Annotated in this window: 12 protein-coding genes and 3 pseudogenes; 8 read left to right on the top strand and 7 right to left on the bottom strand. The window is 56.8% G+C overall.

Annotated elements, in window-relative coordinates; genetic code table 11:
• Nucleotides 1-132: 132 nt before the first annotated feature.
• Nucleotides 133-1053, bottom strand: a complete 921-nt coding sequence (locus tag CFB47_RS38020; protein WP_159068963.1) for a LysR family transcriptional regulator — start codon at nucleotides 1051-1053, stop codon at nucleotides 133-135.
• A 294-nt stretch (nucleotides 1054-1347) separates the two neighbouring features.
• Here CFB47_RS38020 and CFB47_RS38015 point away from each other — a divergent pair, with 294 nt between their 5' ends.
• Nucleotides 1348-3717, top strand: coding sequence for a heavy metal translocating P-type ATPase (locus CFB47_RS38015; protein WP_371295958.1), 2370 nt, complete (start codon nucleotides 1348-1350; stop codon nucleotides 3715-3717).
• Between the two features lie 95 nt (nucleotides 3718-3812).
• Here the strand turns inward: CFB47_RS38015 and CFB47_RS38010 are convergent, their stop codons facing one another.
• Both CFB47_RS38010 and CFB47_RS38005 read right to left on the bottom strand, forming a co-directional pair.
• Nucleotides 3813-5231, bottom strand: coding sequence for a heavy metal sensor histidine kinase (locus CFB47_RS38010; protein ID WP_080289663.1), 1419 nt, complete (start codon nucleotides 5229-5231; stop codon nucleotides 3813-3815).
• Entirely contained in the window at nucleotides 5228-5899 is a 672-nt protein-coding gene (locus tag CFB47_RS38005) for a heavy metal response regulator transcription factor (RefSeq protein WP_027810004.1), read from the bottom strand. Before CFB47_RS38005 ends, CFB47_RS38010 begins: the two co-directional genes overlap by 4 nt.
• A gap of 449 nt (nucleotides 5900-6348) precedes the next feature.
• Between CFB47_RS38005 and CFB47_RS38000 the strand changes: the two genes are divergently transcribed.
• The 7 genes and pseudogenes from CFB47_RS38000 to CFB47_RS37970 form a co-directional block, all read left to right on the top strand.
• Complete coding sequence (locus CFB47_RS38000; RefSeq protein ID WP_027810005.1) at nucleotides 6349-8379, top strand: copper resistance system multicopper oxidase; 2031 nt, start codon at nucleotides 6349-6351, stop codon at nucleotides 8377-8379.
• 8 nt (nucleotides 8380-8387) lie between these two features.
• Complete coding sequence (locus tag CFB47_RS37995) at nucleotides 8388-9260, top strand: copper resistance protein B (protein WP_089444650.1); 873 nt, start codon at nucleotides 8388-8390, stop codon at nucleotides 9258-9260.
• 84 nt (nucleotides 9261-9344) lie between these two features.
• Entirely contained in the window at nucleotides 9345-9731 is a 387-nt protein-coding gene (copC, locus tag CFB47_RS37990; protein ID WP_027810007.1) for a copper homeostasis periplasmic binding protein CopC, read from the top strand.
• A gap of 5 nt (nucleotides 9732-9736) precedes the next feature.
• The gene (copD, locus tag CFB47_RS37985; protein WP_034175672.1) at nucleotides 9737-10660 is read left to right on the top strand and encodes a copper homeostasis membrane protein CopD; all 924 of its coding nucleotides are present in this window, start codon (nucleotides 9737-9739) and stop codon (nucleotides 10658-10660) included.
• A 233-nt stretch (nucleotides 10661-10893) separates the two neighbouring features.
• Complete coding sequence (locus tag CFB47_RS37980) at nucleotides 10894-11181, top strand: DUF4148 domain-containing protein (protein ID WP_075687087.1); 288 nt, start codon at nucleotides 10894-10896, stop codon at nucleotides 11179-11181.
• Nucleotides 11182-12061: 880 nt separating this feature from the next.
• Nucleotides 12062-12433: a hypothetical protein gene (locus tag CFB47_RS40960; RefSeq protein WP_143282329.1), complete on the top strand. Its 372-nt coding sequence runs from the start codon at nucleotides 12062-12064 to the stop codon at nucleotides 12431-12433.
• A gap of 253 nt (nucleotides 12434-12686) precedes the next feature.
• Nucleotides 12687-13177, top strand: a pseudogene (locus tag CFB47_RS37970) (creatininase family protein); the annotation flags it as partial.
• A 10-nt stretch (nucleotides 13178-13187) separates the two neighbouring features.
• Here the strand turns inward: CFB47_RS37970 and CFB47_RS37965 are convergent.
• From CFB47_RS37965 to istA, 4 genes and pseudogenes are all read right to left on the bottom strand, one after another.
• Nucleotides 13188-13520 (bottom strand): annotated as a pseudogene (locus CFB47_RS37965) (IS4 family transposase); the annotation flags it as partial.
• Between the two features lie 26 nt (nucleotides 13521-13546).
• Nucleotides 13547-14326, bottom strand: a pseudogene (locus CFB47_RS37960) (IS66 family transposase); the annotation flags it as partial.
• A gap of 80 nt (nucleotides 14327-14406) precedes the next feature.
• Nucleotides 14407-15195, bottom strand: coding sequence for an IS21-like element ISBmu1 family helper ATPase IstB (gene istB / locus CFB47_RS37955; protein WP_012213993.1), 789 nt, complete (start codon nucleotides 15193-15195; stop codon nucleotides 14407-14409).
• A gap of 4 nt (nucleotides 15196-15199) precedes the next feature.
• Nucleotides 15200-16711: an IS21 family transposase gene (istA, locus tag CFB47_RS37950; RefSeq protein ID WP_027809980.1), complete on the bottom strand. Its 1512-nt coding sequence runs from the start codon at nucleotides 16709-16711 to the stop codon at nucleotides 15200-15202.
• Nucleotides 16712-16833: the final 122 nt, after the last annotated feature.

The following is a 16833-nucleotide window of genomic DNA, read 5'->3' as shown; positions in this document are numbered from 1 at the left end:
GAAGTGTTTCAAATGGATGTGTATGGCGGATAGCCGCGGATGAGGCACGCTTCGCCTTCGTCCAGATCCGAAGGATAAGAGTGCAAAAATTTACGGTTTTTGAAATACTGTAGTGACAGATTCGTGTTGTAGCTATCCTACATTACCGTTGTCGTCGGGGCGATGTTGCGCTTTGCTGGTGCCATCGCGAATGAAGTCCGTCACGAAGTCGATGAACCGGCGGACGCTGCGGGTCATGTATTTGTTGCTTGCGTACAGCATTTGCAGTTTCCGTTGACCGGTGACGACTCGGAATTGGGGTAGGACAGCCTTTAGGGTCTCTGATTCAAGGTCGCGGTGGACAAGCGCATGTGGAAGGCAAGCGATGCCGAGTCCTGCGATCGCCGCGTGGCGAACCATTACAGTGCTCGGCGCGCTCAACGCAGGACGGAGCGACGAGCGATATGGGATACCATCAAATTGAAACTCCCAAACGCGCTCGGTGCTGTCTGCTGCAAGGAGTGTTCGGTGGGACTCGAGATCGCTCGGATGTCGCGGCGTGCCGTGTTGTGCCAGGTAGATTGGGGATGCGACAACCACGTCATAAACTGGTGAGAGGGCGCGGTAGATGAGAGAAGAATCTTTAAGTTGAGTATCGAATGTGAACCAGATGTCAAAGTCGTTCGTAATCAGCTCCGGAATGCGCTCGACCAGTTCGACATCAAAGCTTATGCGAGGCTCTATGAGATTGAAGGCAGCAATGAGGTCGGCAAGAGCGCTCGCGGCAAATGCTTCCGGCGCTAGGATTTTCAATGTCCCGGTTGTTTCCCGGGCGTCGGACGTGACAGTCGATTCGAGGCAATCTAACCTATATAGTAGGTCCTTGCAGCCCTGCCAATATGCATGTCCCGCATCAGTCAGCGAAACATGTCGCGTGGTTCGGTTCAATAGGCGCACCTCTAAGTGCGCCTCCAGGGCAGCGACCCCTCTTGTGACCATCGCACTTGAAACACCCAATTGCCGCGCCGCGACGCCAAAGTTGAGCGTCTCGGCAACTCGAGTGAACATTCGCATTGCGGCTATCTGATTCATAATCACCAGCGAGACATGAATACGTAAGCATGATGACCTAGTGGCGACAGCTGGATGGCGTGCAAATTACAAGATTGTCATTTTGTGCGAGCCGGGCCAGAATCGTCGACCACATGACGGAACTAATGTTCGTCTGGCTTCGCCACGCGAAACCGGTGGCAATTCGGTCGGTCGTCTAAGGAACGATACAAGTGGAATGAGGAGCGCACGGTGACAGATCAACACAGCGGAATTGGGTCGCCTCACAAACCGACATCGGATTCGCATCAGACTGATATCAATAGCGTTCCGAGTCACGAGGCCGCAGACCAAACACATGATCCCCGTACGCACCACCACGGGCACGAACATGCTGCTCGCGCGGATGAGCATGTGGAGTCTCGAGACCCAGTGTGCGGGATGACGGTCACTGAAGACGCTCAGTTTCGCGACAGCTATAAGGGGCACCTCTACCGCTTTTGTGGCGAGCTCTGTCTGGCGAAATTTCAAGCGGCACCGGCCAAATATGTTGTCCCGTCTGCTCCCACGACGGCGGCGGCACCAAGTGGAACACTTTACACTTGCCCAATGCATCCGGAAATACGGCAGGATCATCCAGGCCAATGCCCGAAATGCGGCATGACGCTTGAACCGGTTCTCCCGAATCTTGAGGAAGGCGAAAACCCTGAGAGGAGCGATTTCCGGCGCCGATTTTGGTGGACGCTTCCGCTGACGCTCATTGTGTTCGTGTTGGCGATGTTTGGCCATCGTCTGGATTGGATGCCAGCGACCATCCAATCGTGGATCGAACTTGCACTGTCGGCACCCGTCGTGCTGTGGGCGGGATTTCCGTTTTTCGAGAGGTGTATCCAGTCCCTTGTCCACCGTAGTCCGAACATGTGGACGCTGATCGGCCTGGGGACGGGCGCAGCCTTTATCTACAGCGTGATCGCAACCGCTCTTCCGAGCGCCTTTCCAGCAACGTTCACTGCCCACGGCAGGATCGGCGTCTATTTCGAGGCTGCAGCTGTCATTATTTCGCTGACTCTGTTCGGCCAAATACTCGAACTTAGCGCGCGTGCGCAAACGTCCGCTGCGATCAAGGCGATATTGGGACTGGCCCCGAAGACCGCGCGGCGTCTTCGTGCCGACGGCATGGAAGACGACGTGCCACTGTCTGATGTGCACGTGGGAGACCTACTCCGGGTTCGCCCTGGCGAAAAAGTTCCGGTAGACGGTGTCGTGACCGATGGGTCCAGCTCGCTTGACGAGTCGATGATTACAGGGGAACCCATTCCAGTCACGAAGCACGTGGGTGACCATGTCATTGGCGCGACCATGAACACTTCCGGCAGCCTTGTCATCCGATCCGAGAGGGTTGGCTCGCAAACCGTCCTTTCGCAAATTGTCCAGATGGTGGCAGAAGCGCAGCGGTCTCGAGCCCCCATGCAGCGCATGGCGGACAAAGTCGCGGGCGCATTTGTCGTCGCGGTCGTCGGTATCGCCCTGCTGACCTTCCTCGCATGGGGCATGTTCGGTCCTGCGCCAAGCTGGGTATTCGGTCTGATCAACGCGGTCGCAGTACTCATCATCGCATGCCCATGCGCTTTGGGTCTTGCGACGCCGATGTCAATCATGGTGGCTAGTGGCAAGGGCGCCTCGAATGGCGTGCTCTTTCGTGATGCCGCGGCGATCGAAAACATGCGTAAAGTTGACGTGCTGATTGTCGACAAGACTGGCACCTTGACCGAAGGGCGGCCTGCATTCGAGTGCGCATTGGGCGTGAACGGGTATACAGACGAAAACGTCTTGAGATTCGCTGCGAGTATCGATCAGGGAAGCGAACATCCACTCGCGTCCGCGATCGTCGCCGCCGCTCGTGCGAGAGGTCTAGCCCTGGATCGCGCCGCAGACTTCGAATCGTCGACGGGTATGGGAGTCAGAGGGAGGATTGGAGCGCATCGACTTGCACTGGGCAATACCGTGTTAATGCAGAGCGAATCGATTTCTGTTCTACCTATTGCCGCTGAGGCAGAGCGACTGCGCACGCAGGGTGCGAGCGTCATGTATCTGGCAATCGACGGTCGCTTGGCGGGGCTCTTGTCGGTGGTAGACCCGATTAAGAGTACGACGCGTGAAGCGCTTGCAACCCTCAGGGCCGACGGTATCCGAGTTGTCATGGCGACGGGGGACGGCTTGAGAACAGCCCAGACCGTCGCTGAAAAGCTTGGAATTGAGGAGTTCCATGGCGAGGTAAAGCCAGCCGATAAGCTCGCGCTGGTGGCGCGTCTTCAGCGAGACGGGCACGTAGTGGGGATGGCCGGGGATGGGATCAATGACGCCCCAGCATTGGCAAAAGCGGATGTTGGGGTGGCCATGGGGACGGGGACGGATGTGGCAATGAATAGCGCACAGGTCACGCTAGTAAAGGGGGACCTGCGTGGCATCGCGCGAGCCAGAGAATTGTCCGATGCAGCCATCGCGAACATGAAGCAAAACCTGGCGTTCGCGTTCGTATATAACGCGTTGGGCGTGCCTTTGGCGGCCGGCGTGCTTTATCCTTTTACGGGGTTGCTACTATCACCGATGATCGCCGCGCTTGCCATGAGTTTGAGTTCAGCTTCAGTCATCATGAATGCGCTGCGTCTGCGTCATTCCAAGATTTAACCGCGCAATGCACGGCTGTGCTTTGGAGGGGGGGAGTATCTATCCGACGCTGACACCATCGTCGTGCGTTATTGAATCAGAGTACAAAACTCTGGTTACGTTCGAGAGGTTGGGGAGTATTCGTTCGTACCCCGCGCCTTAAAGGTTAGCGTGAATGACGTTTTCCCATTTTTGCTGACCACAGTAACATCGCCGTCGTGGAGGTTCATTATAGATTTTACGATTGCAAGGCCGAGGCCAGCATTTTTTGCCGAGCCATGCCTTGCATGGTCGGCACGATAGAATCGTTCAAACACGAAATCGATATGCTCTGGGGGGATCGCTTTCCCGACGTTTTCAACGCAAATCGAAGCTGTTGACGAAGTTTCGTATGATCGAATTGAAATAACGGAATTCGGCGATGCGTGTTCGACCGCATTCGACAGAAGATTCCCAACTGCCCGACGAAAGAGAATGGCATCGGCTGAAATCGTCGCGGCCCCATTGTTCTGCAGTGTCACATCTTTCTCATCTGCCGTGTTCTGAAAGTAAGATATGATTTTCGGGAGTTCCTCGTTTGTTTTAATTTTAACGAGATTGATGTGTTGAGTAGCGTTGTCTGTCCGGGCGAGAAAGAGCATATTTTCAATCATGCGCTGTAGTCGCTCGCATTCTTCAATATTCGACTCAATCAGTGTCTCGTATTCTTCGCTTCGGCGGGGGCGTGAAAGCGTGATTTGAGAGGAGCTGATGATATTGGCCAGCGGAGTACGCATATCGTGCGATAAGTCTGACGAAAATTGCGAGAGGCGCGTGAATGCTCGCTCCAGTCGGTCGAGCATTTTATTAATAGACGATGAAATCTCAACAAGCTCGATCGGACCTCGATCGATGTTTAATCGATCACTCAATCGGTGGGCTTCGATATTCGATGCTTGATGTCCAATATTCTTGATCGGGCGAAGTCCGCGCCTCGTGACGATATATCCCAAAACGGCGACAGCCAAGGCGCCAATTGTTGATGCAATGAACGCATCCATTCGGTAGTCTTGCAATAAGGAATGCCGATCATCTGCGCTCCTTGCGATGATAATAATCACCTTGATGTCGCTGAGTGATGCGGTTCCGTAAATGCATTCCGAAAAGCCAATTCCAGGTGGGAAGCATTCGAATGGCCTATTCGGTTGCTGGCCGTTGATCAGCTTCGAACTCAGACTCACCGATTTGATGTCGGAATGTTGGATCAGTGGGGCACCATCGGGACCGAATACGCCGACAAACAAGCCGGGGTGAGATAAAAGGGTCTCGTGAAAAAAGAGTGAATTTTCCCGTACACCGTCCAGTGAGCCGGATTCTCGTGCAAATTTTGTAAATTGATCTAGTTTTCCAGCGATTTCAATATCGTCACGTTGGTTGAGTTTGGAAGATAGTGCCTGATAAAGATATGCGCCCAGCATTGAGAATATTAGTGCTGCGACGATTGCGAACGCCGCAGTCAGGCGCTTGAGTAAAGAATATTGCGCGGTGCGGCTCATTCCGATCTATTTTCCAGAACGTAGCCCATTCCCCGGACGGTGTGGAGCAACTTCGGTTCGAAGCAGTCAACTTTTGCTCTTAGACGCCGCATGGCCACGTCAACGACGTTCGTGTCGCTATCAAAATTCATATCCCACACTTGAGAGGTAATAAACGCACGGGTCAGAATTTCGCCTTCGCGCTCAGCGAGCAGCTGGAGGAGAGCGAATTCCTGAGCCGTGAGATCGATGCGTGTGCCAGTTCTGCGGACGCGCCGTTTGATGAGATCAATCTCTAGGTCGGCGATTTGCAAAACCTCCCGCCCGTCTTGCTGCGTCCGACGAAGCAACGATCGTATCCGCGCAAGCAATTCCGCGTAAGCGAACGGCTTCGCTAAGTGATCGTCGGCGCCAAGTTCGAGGCCCGCAACCTTGTCCTCGACACTATCGCGTGCGGTCAGGAGCAGAACAGGGGTCTTCTTTGTCTCCCGGAGCCGGCGTAACACTTCGAAGCCACCCATACATGGCAGCATGACGTCAAGGATGAGCAGGTCAAAATGCTCATTCAATGCTAGGAAGAGGCCGTCCTCCCCGTTTGTTGCGGTCGAGACGCCATAGCTTGCCTCCGTGAGACCTTTGCGGAGGTAGGAAAGCATCTTCTCTTCGTCTTCGACAATAAGGATACGCATGATGGTGAGCTGTCTCGTCTCGTAATGCGGCGGTCGAAAAAATGTCTGTCGGCCGGCGCGCTTTGACGAAAGAAGATATCGCCAAACGTGCGGAATTTCCAGACCTTACGTTCATGACAAAATGGTCATCTGGTGGCAATGTGTGTGACTACATGAGGGGGGTAGTCTCCTCATCAACGGTTTGGTAGCGTCAGAGCGCAGTGGCGGCGCAATTGTCTACTCTCAAGGTCGGTGCGCGAGGTCGCGTGTCGTCGTAACCCAAGGCCCGTCCTGCGCGTGCCGACGAGGGGCCACAATCCGATGGGCGTCGTTGAGATGGTTGAGCGAGGTCGCAGGTCGAAACGCCAGCTATGACTCTAGCGCTGAACGTGGGGCTCGCCGCTTGTTGATTTAGAATCCGTGGCTGCCAAGTGGTGAAACTCAAACCAATATCAACTGGATACTGATAGATGCGATCGAATATCAGCAGACGAACCTTCGTGAAAGGCCTAGGCGCAGCCGGCTTGGTCGGCGGTTTGGGGATCTGGCGCCCGCAGGTCTGGGCGATGACAAGCCCGGACCAGCCTCGCGTGCAGGCGGGTAACGACTTCGATCTGTCCATCTCCGAAGCGCCGATCAATATTACCGGCCGGGCGCGAACTGCCACGATGATCAATGGGACGTTGCCCGGTCCTGTTCTGCGGTGGAAGGAAGGTGACGTCGTTACCTTACGCGTTGCGAATCGTATGTCCGATCAAACTTCGATTCACTGGCACGGGATTATCGTGCCTGCCAACATGGACGGCGTGCCAGGACTGAGTTTCAACGGAATCGACCCCGGCGAGACCTATACCTATCGCTTCAAAGTAAAGCAGCACGGAACTTACTGGTATCACAGCCACTCGTCGTTGCAAGAGCAAACCGGTGTGTATGGTCCGCTCGTGATCGATCCGAAGGATCCTGAGCCATTTAAGTACGATCGCGACTACGTGGTCATGCTCTCGGATTGGACCGACGAGAACCCTAAGCGCGTAAAAGCCAAGCTCAAGAAGCAATCGAATTACTACAACTTCCATCAACGAACGTTCGGGGATTTCATCCGAGACGTCAAGAAGGACGGTCTGAGCGCGACCATCGCTGACCGGAAGATGTGGGCTGAAATGCGCATGAGTCCTACCGACCTCGGCGACGTCAGCGCGTACACCTACACCTATCTCGCCAATGGGCTTGCGCCGAATGGAAACTGGACGGGAATCTTCCGTCCTGGCGAGCGAGTGCGCCTTCGTTTCATCAATGCTTCCGCGATGACCTATTTCGATGTCCGTATCCCCGGGCTGCGAATGACAGTGGTTGCCGCTGACGGCCAACCGGTCAAACCCGTCAGCGTCGACGAGTTTCGTATCGCAGTGGCCGAGACCTATGACGTCATTGTGGAGCCGACCTCCGAACCGGCGTACACCATCTTCGCGCAATCGATGGACCGGACGGGCTACGCGAGAGCGACGTTGGCTGTGCGCCAGGGCCTCTCGGCGCCGGTTCCGATGCTTGATCCTCGTCCGTTGGTTACGATGGACGATATGGGGATGGGGGGTATGGCAGGAATGGACCATGGCTCCATGGGGGGCATGACTGGAATGGACCATGGGTCGATGCAAGGTATGTCCGGAATGTCAGGCATGAGTGATGACTCGATGCAGGGTATGAGTAGCATGTCGGGGATGGACCACGGTTCTATGCAAGGCATGAGCGGCATGTCCGGAATGGATGGCGGTGCAATGAAGGGCATGGGTGATATGTCCGGCATGGATCATGGTTCGATGCAAAGCATGTCCGGGATGGACCACGGCTCCATGCAAGGCATGAGCGGCATGTCCGGAATGGATGGCGGTGCAACGAAGGGCATGGACGATATGCAGGGAATGAGCCACGCATCCATGTCCGGCATGAATCACGGTTCAATGCAGGGCATGGGCGCAATGCAGTCCCATCCTGCGACGGAAAATGGTAATCCGCTCGTCGATGCGCAAGCAATGAGCCCAACCCCGCGGCTTGACGATCCTGGCATCGGTTTGCGAAACAATGGTCGGCGGGTGCTGACATACTCCGATCTGCGAAGTACGTTTGCGGATCCAGACGGCCGCGAACCTGCTCGAACGATCGAATTGCATTTGACCGGCCATATGGAGAAATTTGTCTGGTCGTTCAATGGCGTCAAGTTCGGAGATTCTCAGCCCATTCGTCTCAAGTATGGTGAGCGGGTCCGGTTGGTGTTGGTTAACGACACGATGATGACTCATCCGATACATCTGCACGGTATGTGGAGCGATCTCGAAGACGACCAAGGTCGTTTCATGGTCCGCAAGCACACCATCGATATCGCGCCTGGCTCCAAGCGTAGCTATCGCGTCACAGCCGACGCGCTTGGTCGTTGGGCCTACCATTGCCACCTTCTTTTCCACATGGAGACTGGCATGTTCCGCGAAGTGGCTGTAGAGGAGTGAGGGCTCTCATGTTCGAAAAAAAGCAATATGGGAAATTTGCCGCCACGGCCGCGACCGTAATGTTTGTCACCATGGCGCCCGTATCGGCAATGGCCGAGTCCTCAGGATCGAATCAATCGGCAGGAGTGGGGGAGCCGACCATGCAACCGATGGAGTCCTCGCCGAAAAGCGTGCCATCGCCGGTACCGCCATTGACGGATGAAGACCGTAAAGCGGTCTTCACCGGCGGCCACTTGCATGATATGGGCGATAAGGAGATCAACTATCTGTTCCTGCTCGATAACCTCGAGTGGCAGAACGGCAGCGATGGCGGTGTTCTGAACTGGAATGGAACCGGGTGGGTCGGAGGTGACGTCGATCGTCTCTGGTTGCGGTCGGAAGGGAAACGGACAACGAAGGGACTTGAAGACGCCGAAGTTCAAGCGCTTTGGGGGCACTCGATCGGCCCTTGGTGGGATGTGGTTGGAGGAGTTCGCCATAACTTCAAGCCGGGAAGGTCGCAAACGTGGGCGGCTGTTGGTATTCAGGGACTCGCGCTCTACAACTTCGAAACGCAAGCCACTGCGTTCGTCGGACAGAGTGGACAAACGTCGATGCGCCTCGAAGGGACCTACGATTTCCTGATCACAAATCGCCTGATTCTTCAGCCGTCGCTGGAACTCAACATATATGGAAAAAGCGATGCAGCAAGAGAGCAGGGGGCTGGTTTGGCGAACAGTTCCTTGGGTTTGCGTTTGCGATATGAGGTCGATCGTCAGTTTGCGCCATACATTGGCATTACCTGGGATCGTTCATACGGCAACACCGCGCGCTTTGTTGAGCACGAGGGCGGGCGCCGGAACGAGGTGTCGTTCGTGGCCGGCGTACGTGTGTGGTTCTGAAACGCAGAAGCTTGCTTGCCGTACGGTGATTGAAAGTAGGGCAACAAGATAACTATCACTATTTACTTGAAAGGGAGATTTACTATGTCGCTCCAACGTTTTGTTTCGAGAACTTTCGTCGCTGCTGCTGGCCTCGTAGTCGCAACGGCTGCATTTGCTCACCCGAAACTGCTCTCGTCGACGCCGCAGGACAACACTGAAGGCTCCGCACCTCAGAAGATCGAACTTCACTTTTCGGAGAATCTGATGACTCAGTTCTCCGGTGCGGGCCTTGTGATGACGAGCATGCCGGGGATGACGGACCATTCCGCCATGAAGATCGCAGCCAAGGTTTCCGGAAGCGATGATCCCAAGACGATGGTGATTACTCCTGCTCAACCGCTCACGGCCGGTACGTATCGAGTCGACTGGCGCGCCGTGTCGTCCGACACGCACCCGATCACCGGGAAGATCACGTTTATTGTGAAGTGAATATTATGGACAGCTGGGTAAACATCGCAATTCGGTTCATTCTTTACATGGACCTGATGCTGCTCTTTGGCCTCCCGCTTTTTGGTCTGTATGCCTTGCAGCATCACGAGCGTCGATCCCTGCACATCACGAGACAATTTTCCGCCATCCTCGGCGGAGCGGCCGTAGTCGGGATTGTGATGTCCTTACTCAGCATGCTCGTACTGGCAAAGATGATGACGGGCGCGGAAGATTATTTCAGCGTGAGTCGGCACGCTTTTGAGATGATTGTGTCTGGCACGGCGTTGGGCGCAGCATGGGTCCTTCGACTCGTCGCACTCAGTGTCGCCCTCGTAGTCACGCCGCTTTTGGTGCGTCGCCCGACGTACGGATTCGCGATCACCGCCAGTGCCGGATTGATCGCGTTGGCCACCTTGGCTTGGGGTGGTCATGGGGCAATGGACAGCGGTGGCAAAGGTGTGCTTCATCTGTCGGCCGACATTCTTCATCTTGCTGCCGCGGGCGGATGGGTGGGCGCCTTGACGGCCTTTGTATTGCTGCTTCGCGTAAACCATGCATCACCGAATCAACAATTCGAGCTTTTGCAAAGGACATTGGCCGGCTTTGCCGCGATTGGGACAATGATCGTTCTGACGCTCACCGCAACCGGGCTGATCAACTACGGCATGATCTCCGGACTCACACTTAGTGGTTTGACATCGACGTTGTACGGCCAGCTCTTGTTGACTAAGCTGGGGTTTTTCGCTTTGATGCTCGCGCTTGCTGGGGCGAATCGCTTTCACTTGACGCCACGTCTCGAAGAGAAAATGCGAATCGGAGATCATGTTGGTGCAATAGCTGCTTTGCGCAAGAGCTTGTTGATCGAGTCGGGTGCGGCGACGGCGATCCTCCTGTTAGTCTCTGTACTCGGCCTCCAAAGTCCGCAATAAGGTTTTCCTCCTATTGGGCGAAGGCTCGCGAGCTCGCTCAAATTTTGCCCCCTTAATCGAATTAAAACACAACGGCGTCCATATATATGAGCGCCGTTAATCGCATTCAAGAATTGGGGCCATGGAAACAATCCTCAATGGCGCTCAGATTTCAGAATCTTAATCTATCAGCCATGCATTCGTCGGGTGCGTTGCGTAGTATTCATTTGTAGTTCCCTGACATGGAGGATTGTATGAAAATCGCAACTATCTTGATCGCAGTCGCCAGCTTTGCGACGATTTACCCTGCGTTCGCTGATTCCGGTATGTCACAAGACAGCGGTGTCGGATACTCGAGTGCCGCGAATAGCCAATCGGGAAACCCGGTGCGCGGAAAAACGAGGGCGGAAGTATACGCGGAGCTGATTCAGGCCCAAAAGGACGGTCTAATCCCGAGTAGCAAATCGGATTATCCGCCGAGCGAAGCAACTATCCAGAGAAATCGCGAGCTTTATCGGTTGGGACGTTTTTCGTCAAACTAAATGATGCTGTAAATCCGTGGATCGGTGGTACTTGCATATGGCTATTTGGGAATTGTGGTGATACGAAAAGGCATCTCTTGCAAGTACGCCGATCGAAGTGAATTTGCTTTTATTCCGCTCAGGTGGCTCCCAAAACGAGATTTGCGATGCAATTGAAGGCCTGGAGGAGATATGAAGACTTTTCGCCACAAGTACATGCTGTTGGCGAGCTGCATCACGTTGCTGCTTTCCGCTTGTGCAGCAAGGAGTGTGACCGCCGAATCTGGAAAGGTCAGCCAAGCCGAGGAGAGCTCGAAAATTCAGGTGCCGAAATCGTACCCTTGTCAAAATCTTCACGTCAAGACCGGAAATTGCCCGCCTCGGTAACTCCGGATAGGGCTGATGATGTTCGGCAGATACGTGACGTCCCGGGATGCCGCTGAACAGATTTTTTGAATCGGTATGGTGGAAGAAATGAAGACTTCAAGATTGCTAGTTATGCTTGGTGTGCTTTCTATCTCGGCTGCCGCATTTGCGAATGGCATGCCGGAAAGCAAGTACAATGAACTTCAAAAGCATGTAAGGACCGAATCGACGCGAGATCCTTATCTGCGGTCACATCAGGATAGGACTCAATCGACATTTTCAAAACATGCTGTCGGTGTTTATAGGAAAAAATAATATGACCGACCATCCCGCGCCGTGATCTTGCTTCTCTCCGTGCCCCTCCAACCTTTCCAGTCTTGAATCGGGTGTGCTCGTCTACTCCAAACATATCAAGGAATGTGGTAAATTTGCGAGGTTGGATTCTATGCGGTCTTTTTTGCGGCCTCATCTGCGTTCCATCGTGTTTGCGTTGCGCTGTATGTGACAAAGATGTAATGCTGCTGCCACGCTGCAATTGGGTGAATTCCTGCATGCTTGTGACCATTGCGATCACGCGGGTTTTGATGCAGAACGGAAGGCCCTCGGATCGTTCAAGTTAATTGCCTGGGAGATTGAAATGAAAGAGATAGCAGCTTTTGTAGCCCTGACCATCGCGCTCGTTTCGAGTTTGATCGCTGCACCGGCATTCGCCGATGCGGACCACAAGTATCCGCAATTGCCGAGCGTAGCCGCGAGCGCCAACGCACAAGCAGCTGGTGCCACGGTGCGGAAGGAATATGGGCAGGACGGCTATGGCAACGACGCCACGAGCGCCGCGCAAAGCGGTGTGCGCTCGGCTTCCGAATCGTTCATGATCAACGACCGCTCGCTATACCGCAATCCGTGATCTTCACCGTCCACGCAGGTGAGCCATCCCACGTCGTCCTCACCCTAGCGTCTAAGCGAGAAAGGCGCTAACCGTGTGGCTCACCTTTTATGCCCCGGGCAGTATTGTCCGGGGCACTTTTTTTTGCGAATCATTGCGGGCTAGTGGAGCGGACGCCAACTTGTACTTCGCGACGTGCCGAAGCCTGTTCGTTTGGTAGAAAGTGCGAGTAGACTCGTGAGCCGAGTTCTCCAATTTGCCTGGTGAGTCCGGTATGCAATTCATCCTTCAAGTCGCTTGTGCCGCCACTGTCGCTTTGGCAGCGACACATTCTGTCTTGGCGCAGACGTCTCAGACGATTCAACTAGAGGACTTGACCTGGACCGAACTGCGTGATCAGATCCACGCCGGCAAGACCACTATCGTCGTTCCCATCGGCGGAACTGAGCAAAGCGGGCCGTAGTCGCGCTTGGCAAGCACAACGCGCGCGTCGGGGTGCTATCTCGGCGCATCGCGGAGGGTCTCGGCAACGCGCTCGTCGCCCCCGTGATTGCCTACGTTCCAGAGGGCGGCTATGCGCCACCCACGTCCCACATGCGCTTTCCCGGTACGATTACGGTGCCTGACGACGTATTTGAAAGGACCCTAGAGTCCGCCGCTCACAGTTTCAAAATTCACGGCTTCGTGAATATCGTTTTTCTCGGGGACCATGGCGGCTATCAGGACGACATCAAATGCGTGGTAGCGCGACTTAATAGGCCCTGGACGCATGTCGTTATACAGAAGTGCCGGCGTCACCGTCATCGCGTAATAAGCGCATGGTTTCCGCGGCGATATGAACTTTCGTGAGTCCCTTCCAGATCGTCTCAGCGCCGGGTTCGCCGTCGCTCTTGCGAGCGAGGAATCCACCGAGACGCGCGACCAAGCGCAGCACTTCGTTGAGCTTGGGTTGCGCAGATCGAGGCGTTTTCGTAAGCAGGTACGCAGCCCGAATTTCATCGGGATCGAAGAACAGACGCGCGTCCAAATCAGGGCAGGTGCGCCCCAGCCGCATCAGATAGGTCACGCGCCAAGCCACCACAAGGAACAGCGCCAACGCGCGCTCAAGTGTATGCGGTCTTTTAACGACACCCATCAGAGGTTGGGAGTGGCAGGCATGCTCCATGGCATGAGGGCCGCGTAGTCGTCGGCGGTTGCAGCGAGAGGCAGCTTCGTGAACAGCCAGACGAGGTAGCGATACGGTTCGATGCCGTTCGCCTTGTACGTCTCGACGAGGGAGTACAGATTGGCGCTGGCCTGCGCGCCGGCGACAGTGTCGGAGAACAGCCAGCCTTTGCGGCCGACGACGAACGGTCTGATCGCGTTTTCACACAGGTTGTTCGAGAGTGGCCAGTTGCCGTTCTCGATGTAGCGGACCAGCTTGGGCCATTGCCCGCTCATGTATTGCAGCGCCTTGCCGAGCAGACTCGACGGCACGACGGCGGGCAGATGCTCGACCATCATGCGTTCGACGAGGGAGAGCACTCGGGCGCTGTATCGGGTACGCAATCGCTGCCGGCGTTCAGGCGTCCACTTCGCGCTTCGCGCCTCGGCCGTGAACAGCTTGCCGATCAGCTTAACGAAGCGCGTGGCCAGCAGATCCGATGAGCGTGCCGCTTTCGGCACCGACTCCTCGGCCTTGATGAAGCCGCGGCGTACATGCGCCCAGCATCCGAGATGCACGAGCTGGTGATCGTGGGCGATGCCGTTATAGAGTTCGTACCCGTCCGTCATCAGCACAGTGTCGGGCTGCACGCCGGCATAGAGCTTCTGCGCATGTTGGGCACCACGTCCCGGCGAGTACGAGAACATCCGCACGGGCGGCCCTGAGCCGTTGACCTGCGCCCACAGGTAGCTCTTTGCCTGCGGCTGTCGCGGGGCGGCGTAAAGGAGCCGGGGATGGGCGGCGTAATGGCGCCAGCAGAACCGGGGGTAAAACGCGGATTCGAACGGTTTCAAGGTTGCGGTTTTTTGCCGTTTTTGGCAACTGCATTTTGAGGGGGATCTGGCATCGGTTTCGGGGTGCGGTAACTGTCGCCCTCGAGGACGAGCCGGTAGGCGCCGTGGCGTAGTCGGTCGAGTGTGGCGGTGCCGAGGATGCGGTTGTCGGGGAACGCGGCGCCCCATTCACCGAAGTCGAGATTCGACGTCAGGATGGTCGCCGCGTGCTCGTAGCGGGCCGCGACGAGATCGTGGAAGTCCTCGTCCTGCGGGGTACGTAGCGGTTTGAGCGCGAAGTCATCGACGATCAGCAGCGGCACCCGGGCGTACTGCTGGAACTTGCGGTCATAGGCGCCGGTGGCGCGCGCGGCGTTCAATCGCTTGAGCAGCTCGGTCTGCGAGATGAACAGCACATCGCGGCCTTGGCGGGCGGCGCAGTGGCCCAGCGCCTGGGCCAAGTGGCTTTTGCCGGTGCCGGTTGGACCGGCGATCAGGATCGCGACCTTCTCGTCGAGATACCGGCCTGTCGCGAGATCATGAACGTGTGAGCGGTTCAACGTAGGCAGCCGGTCGAAGTCGAACGTCTCGAGCGTCTTGCCCATCGCGAAGCCGGCGCGCAGCAGACGGGTGCCGAGCTTCTTGTGTTCGCGACGGGCAACCTCGTCGTGCAGCAGCATGGCAAGGAACTCGGTATAGGCGAGCTGCCCGTCGATCGCCTGACGGTTGCGCTGCTCAAGCGAGTCGAGGATGCCGGACAGGCGCAGCTGTTTGAGGATGGAATTCAATTCGGGACTCGGGTTCATGGTGTCAGTGGATCAGCAGGGATTGGAGATCACGGCCGAAGCGGCCGCCGTTCTGGTAAGCGCCAGTCGGGGCCGACGCGGGACGCGGCACCGGTTCGCTGTCCAGGCCTTTGTCGAGGATGCCCTTGATGGTGCTGTACTTCGCGCTGCTGAACGCGAGCGCACGCTCGCAGGCTGCTTCCAGCCTCTGATCGCCGACTTTCTGTCGCAGCCGGATGATCCCCTGCGCGCCGCGCAGGTTGACGAGCACCTTGTCGTTGAACAGCGCGAGGATCACGCCGTGGCACGACGGCCCGATCTCCTTCGCGCGCGCCAGACACCACTGCGGATCGTGCTCGAGCCAGGCCTGCGCTTCGGGCGGCTGGTGATCTCGCACCGTGTGGCGACCGCCGGCCCGCTGCCGCGGATGGGTTGCGACGAGTTCATGCCGATGGAACAGCTGGATGACCGTATCGGTCGCCTTCAGCCAGAGCGACTTGCCGACGAGCGTGAACGGTGCAGAGTACAGCGCGTGCTTGTAGACGACGTGGCCGTCGCGATGGACCGCCACCTCCTTCCAGACCGACAGTACCGGCGGCACGTCCGGCAATGCAGCGAGCAACGGGCGCTCGACGCCGAAGCGCGTCAGCGGCCGTTCGTGGACGGTGCCGTGGATACGAGTGCCGGCCTGCTGCATCACCCATTCGCGCAGTTGCCGGTTGGCGTCGGCCAGATCCCGGAACTCGCGCAGCGGCACGAAGGACTTCTTGACGTATTTGACGCCCGATTCGACGACGCCCTTCTTCTGGGGATCGTGCGGCGGACAGGCGTCGATCCGGAATCCATATCCCTCGGCAAGCGCGGCGTACGAGCGTTGCACCGCCGGCTCGTATCGACACGCCCGGATGATCGCGCACTTCGCGTTATCGATGATGACCCGGTCGGGACAGCCGCCGAACCATTCGAAGGCGCGCCGGTGGCTGGCGAGCCACGTCTCGACGGTCTGGTCCAGCACGATCTCGGCATACTGGTGGCGCGACCAGCACAACGTCATCACGAAGATCCACGTCCGGACCGCAATGCCCTCGACCGTCAGCACGGGTCCCGCGCCGAAGTCGACCTGCGCGGCGTCGGCCGGTGCGAAGTCGAGGATCGTTGTGGTGGCCACGCTGCGCTCGGCAGCCAGATGGCGCAGCATGCGCTTCACGGCACAATAGCTGCCGGCGTAGCCATGATTGCGTTGAAGGGCGGCATGGATCGTGGTGCCCTGAACGCCGGCGGCAAGCCATTCGCGGACCTGTTCGCGATATGGCTCAACCGTCGACACACAGGTGTGCGGCAGGTGCGGCGTGCGCCCGAAGACACCCGCGATCGTAGCGTCGTCCGGCAGCGGCTGCACCGGATCCAGCCAACTACGCGCTTCAGCCTCGCGGCGCACGGTCGTCAGCTTCTTGCGCCCCATCAAACCGCCGCGCGCGATGTCGCGGTCAGAATCGCCTTGCCGCATGCGGACAAGGACTTGGCGGTATTCAAACAATTCGAACCTCCTGTTGGCCATGGACGCTCCGTTCAAAAAGAACGGAGCGTACCGACTCGGAAAGTTCGAACCGCGTTCTCGCCCTGATGCTGCTGGCGCCTATGCGCCGCCCCTAACGTGGC

Origin of the sequence: Burkholderia sp. AU27893 (assembly GCF_002223205.1) — a bacterium.
In the GTDB taxonomy this organism is placed as follows: domain Bacteria; phylum Pseudomonadota; class Gammaproteobacteria; order Burkholderiales; family Burkholderiaceae; genus Burkholderia.
Note: the sequence above shows the minus strand (reverse complement) of the source record. Positions and strands in the feature narration are given on the sequence as shown.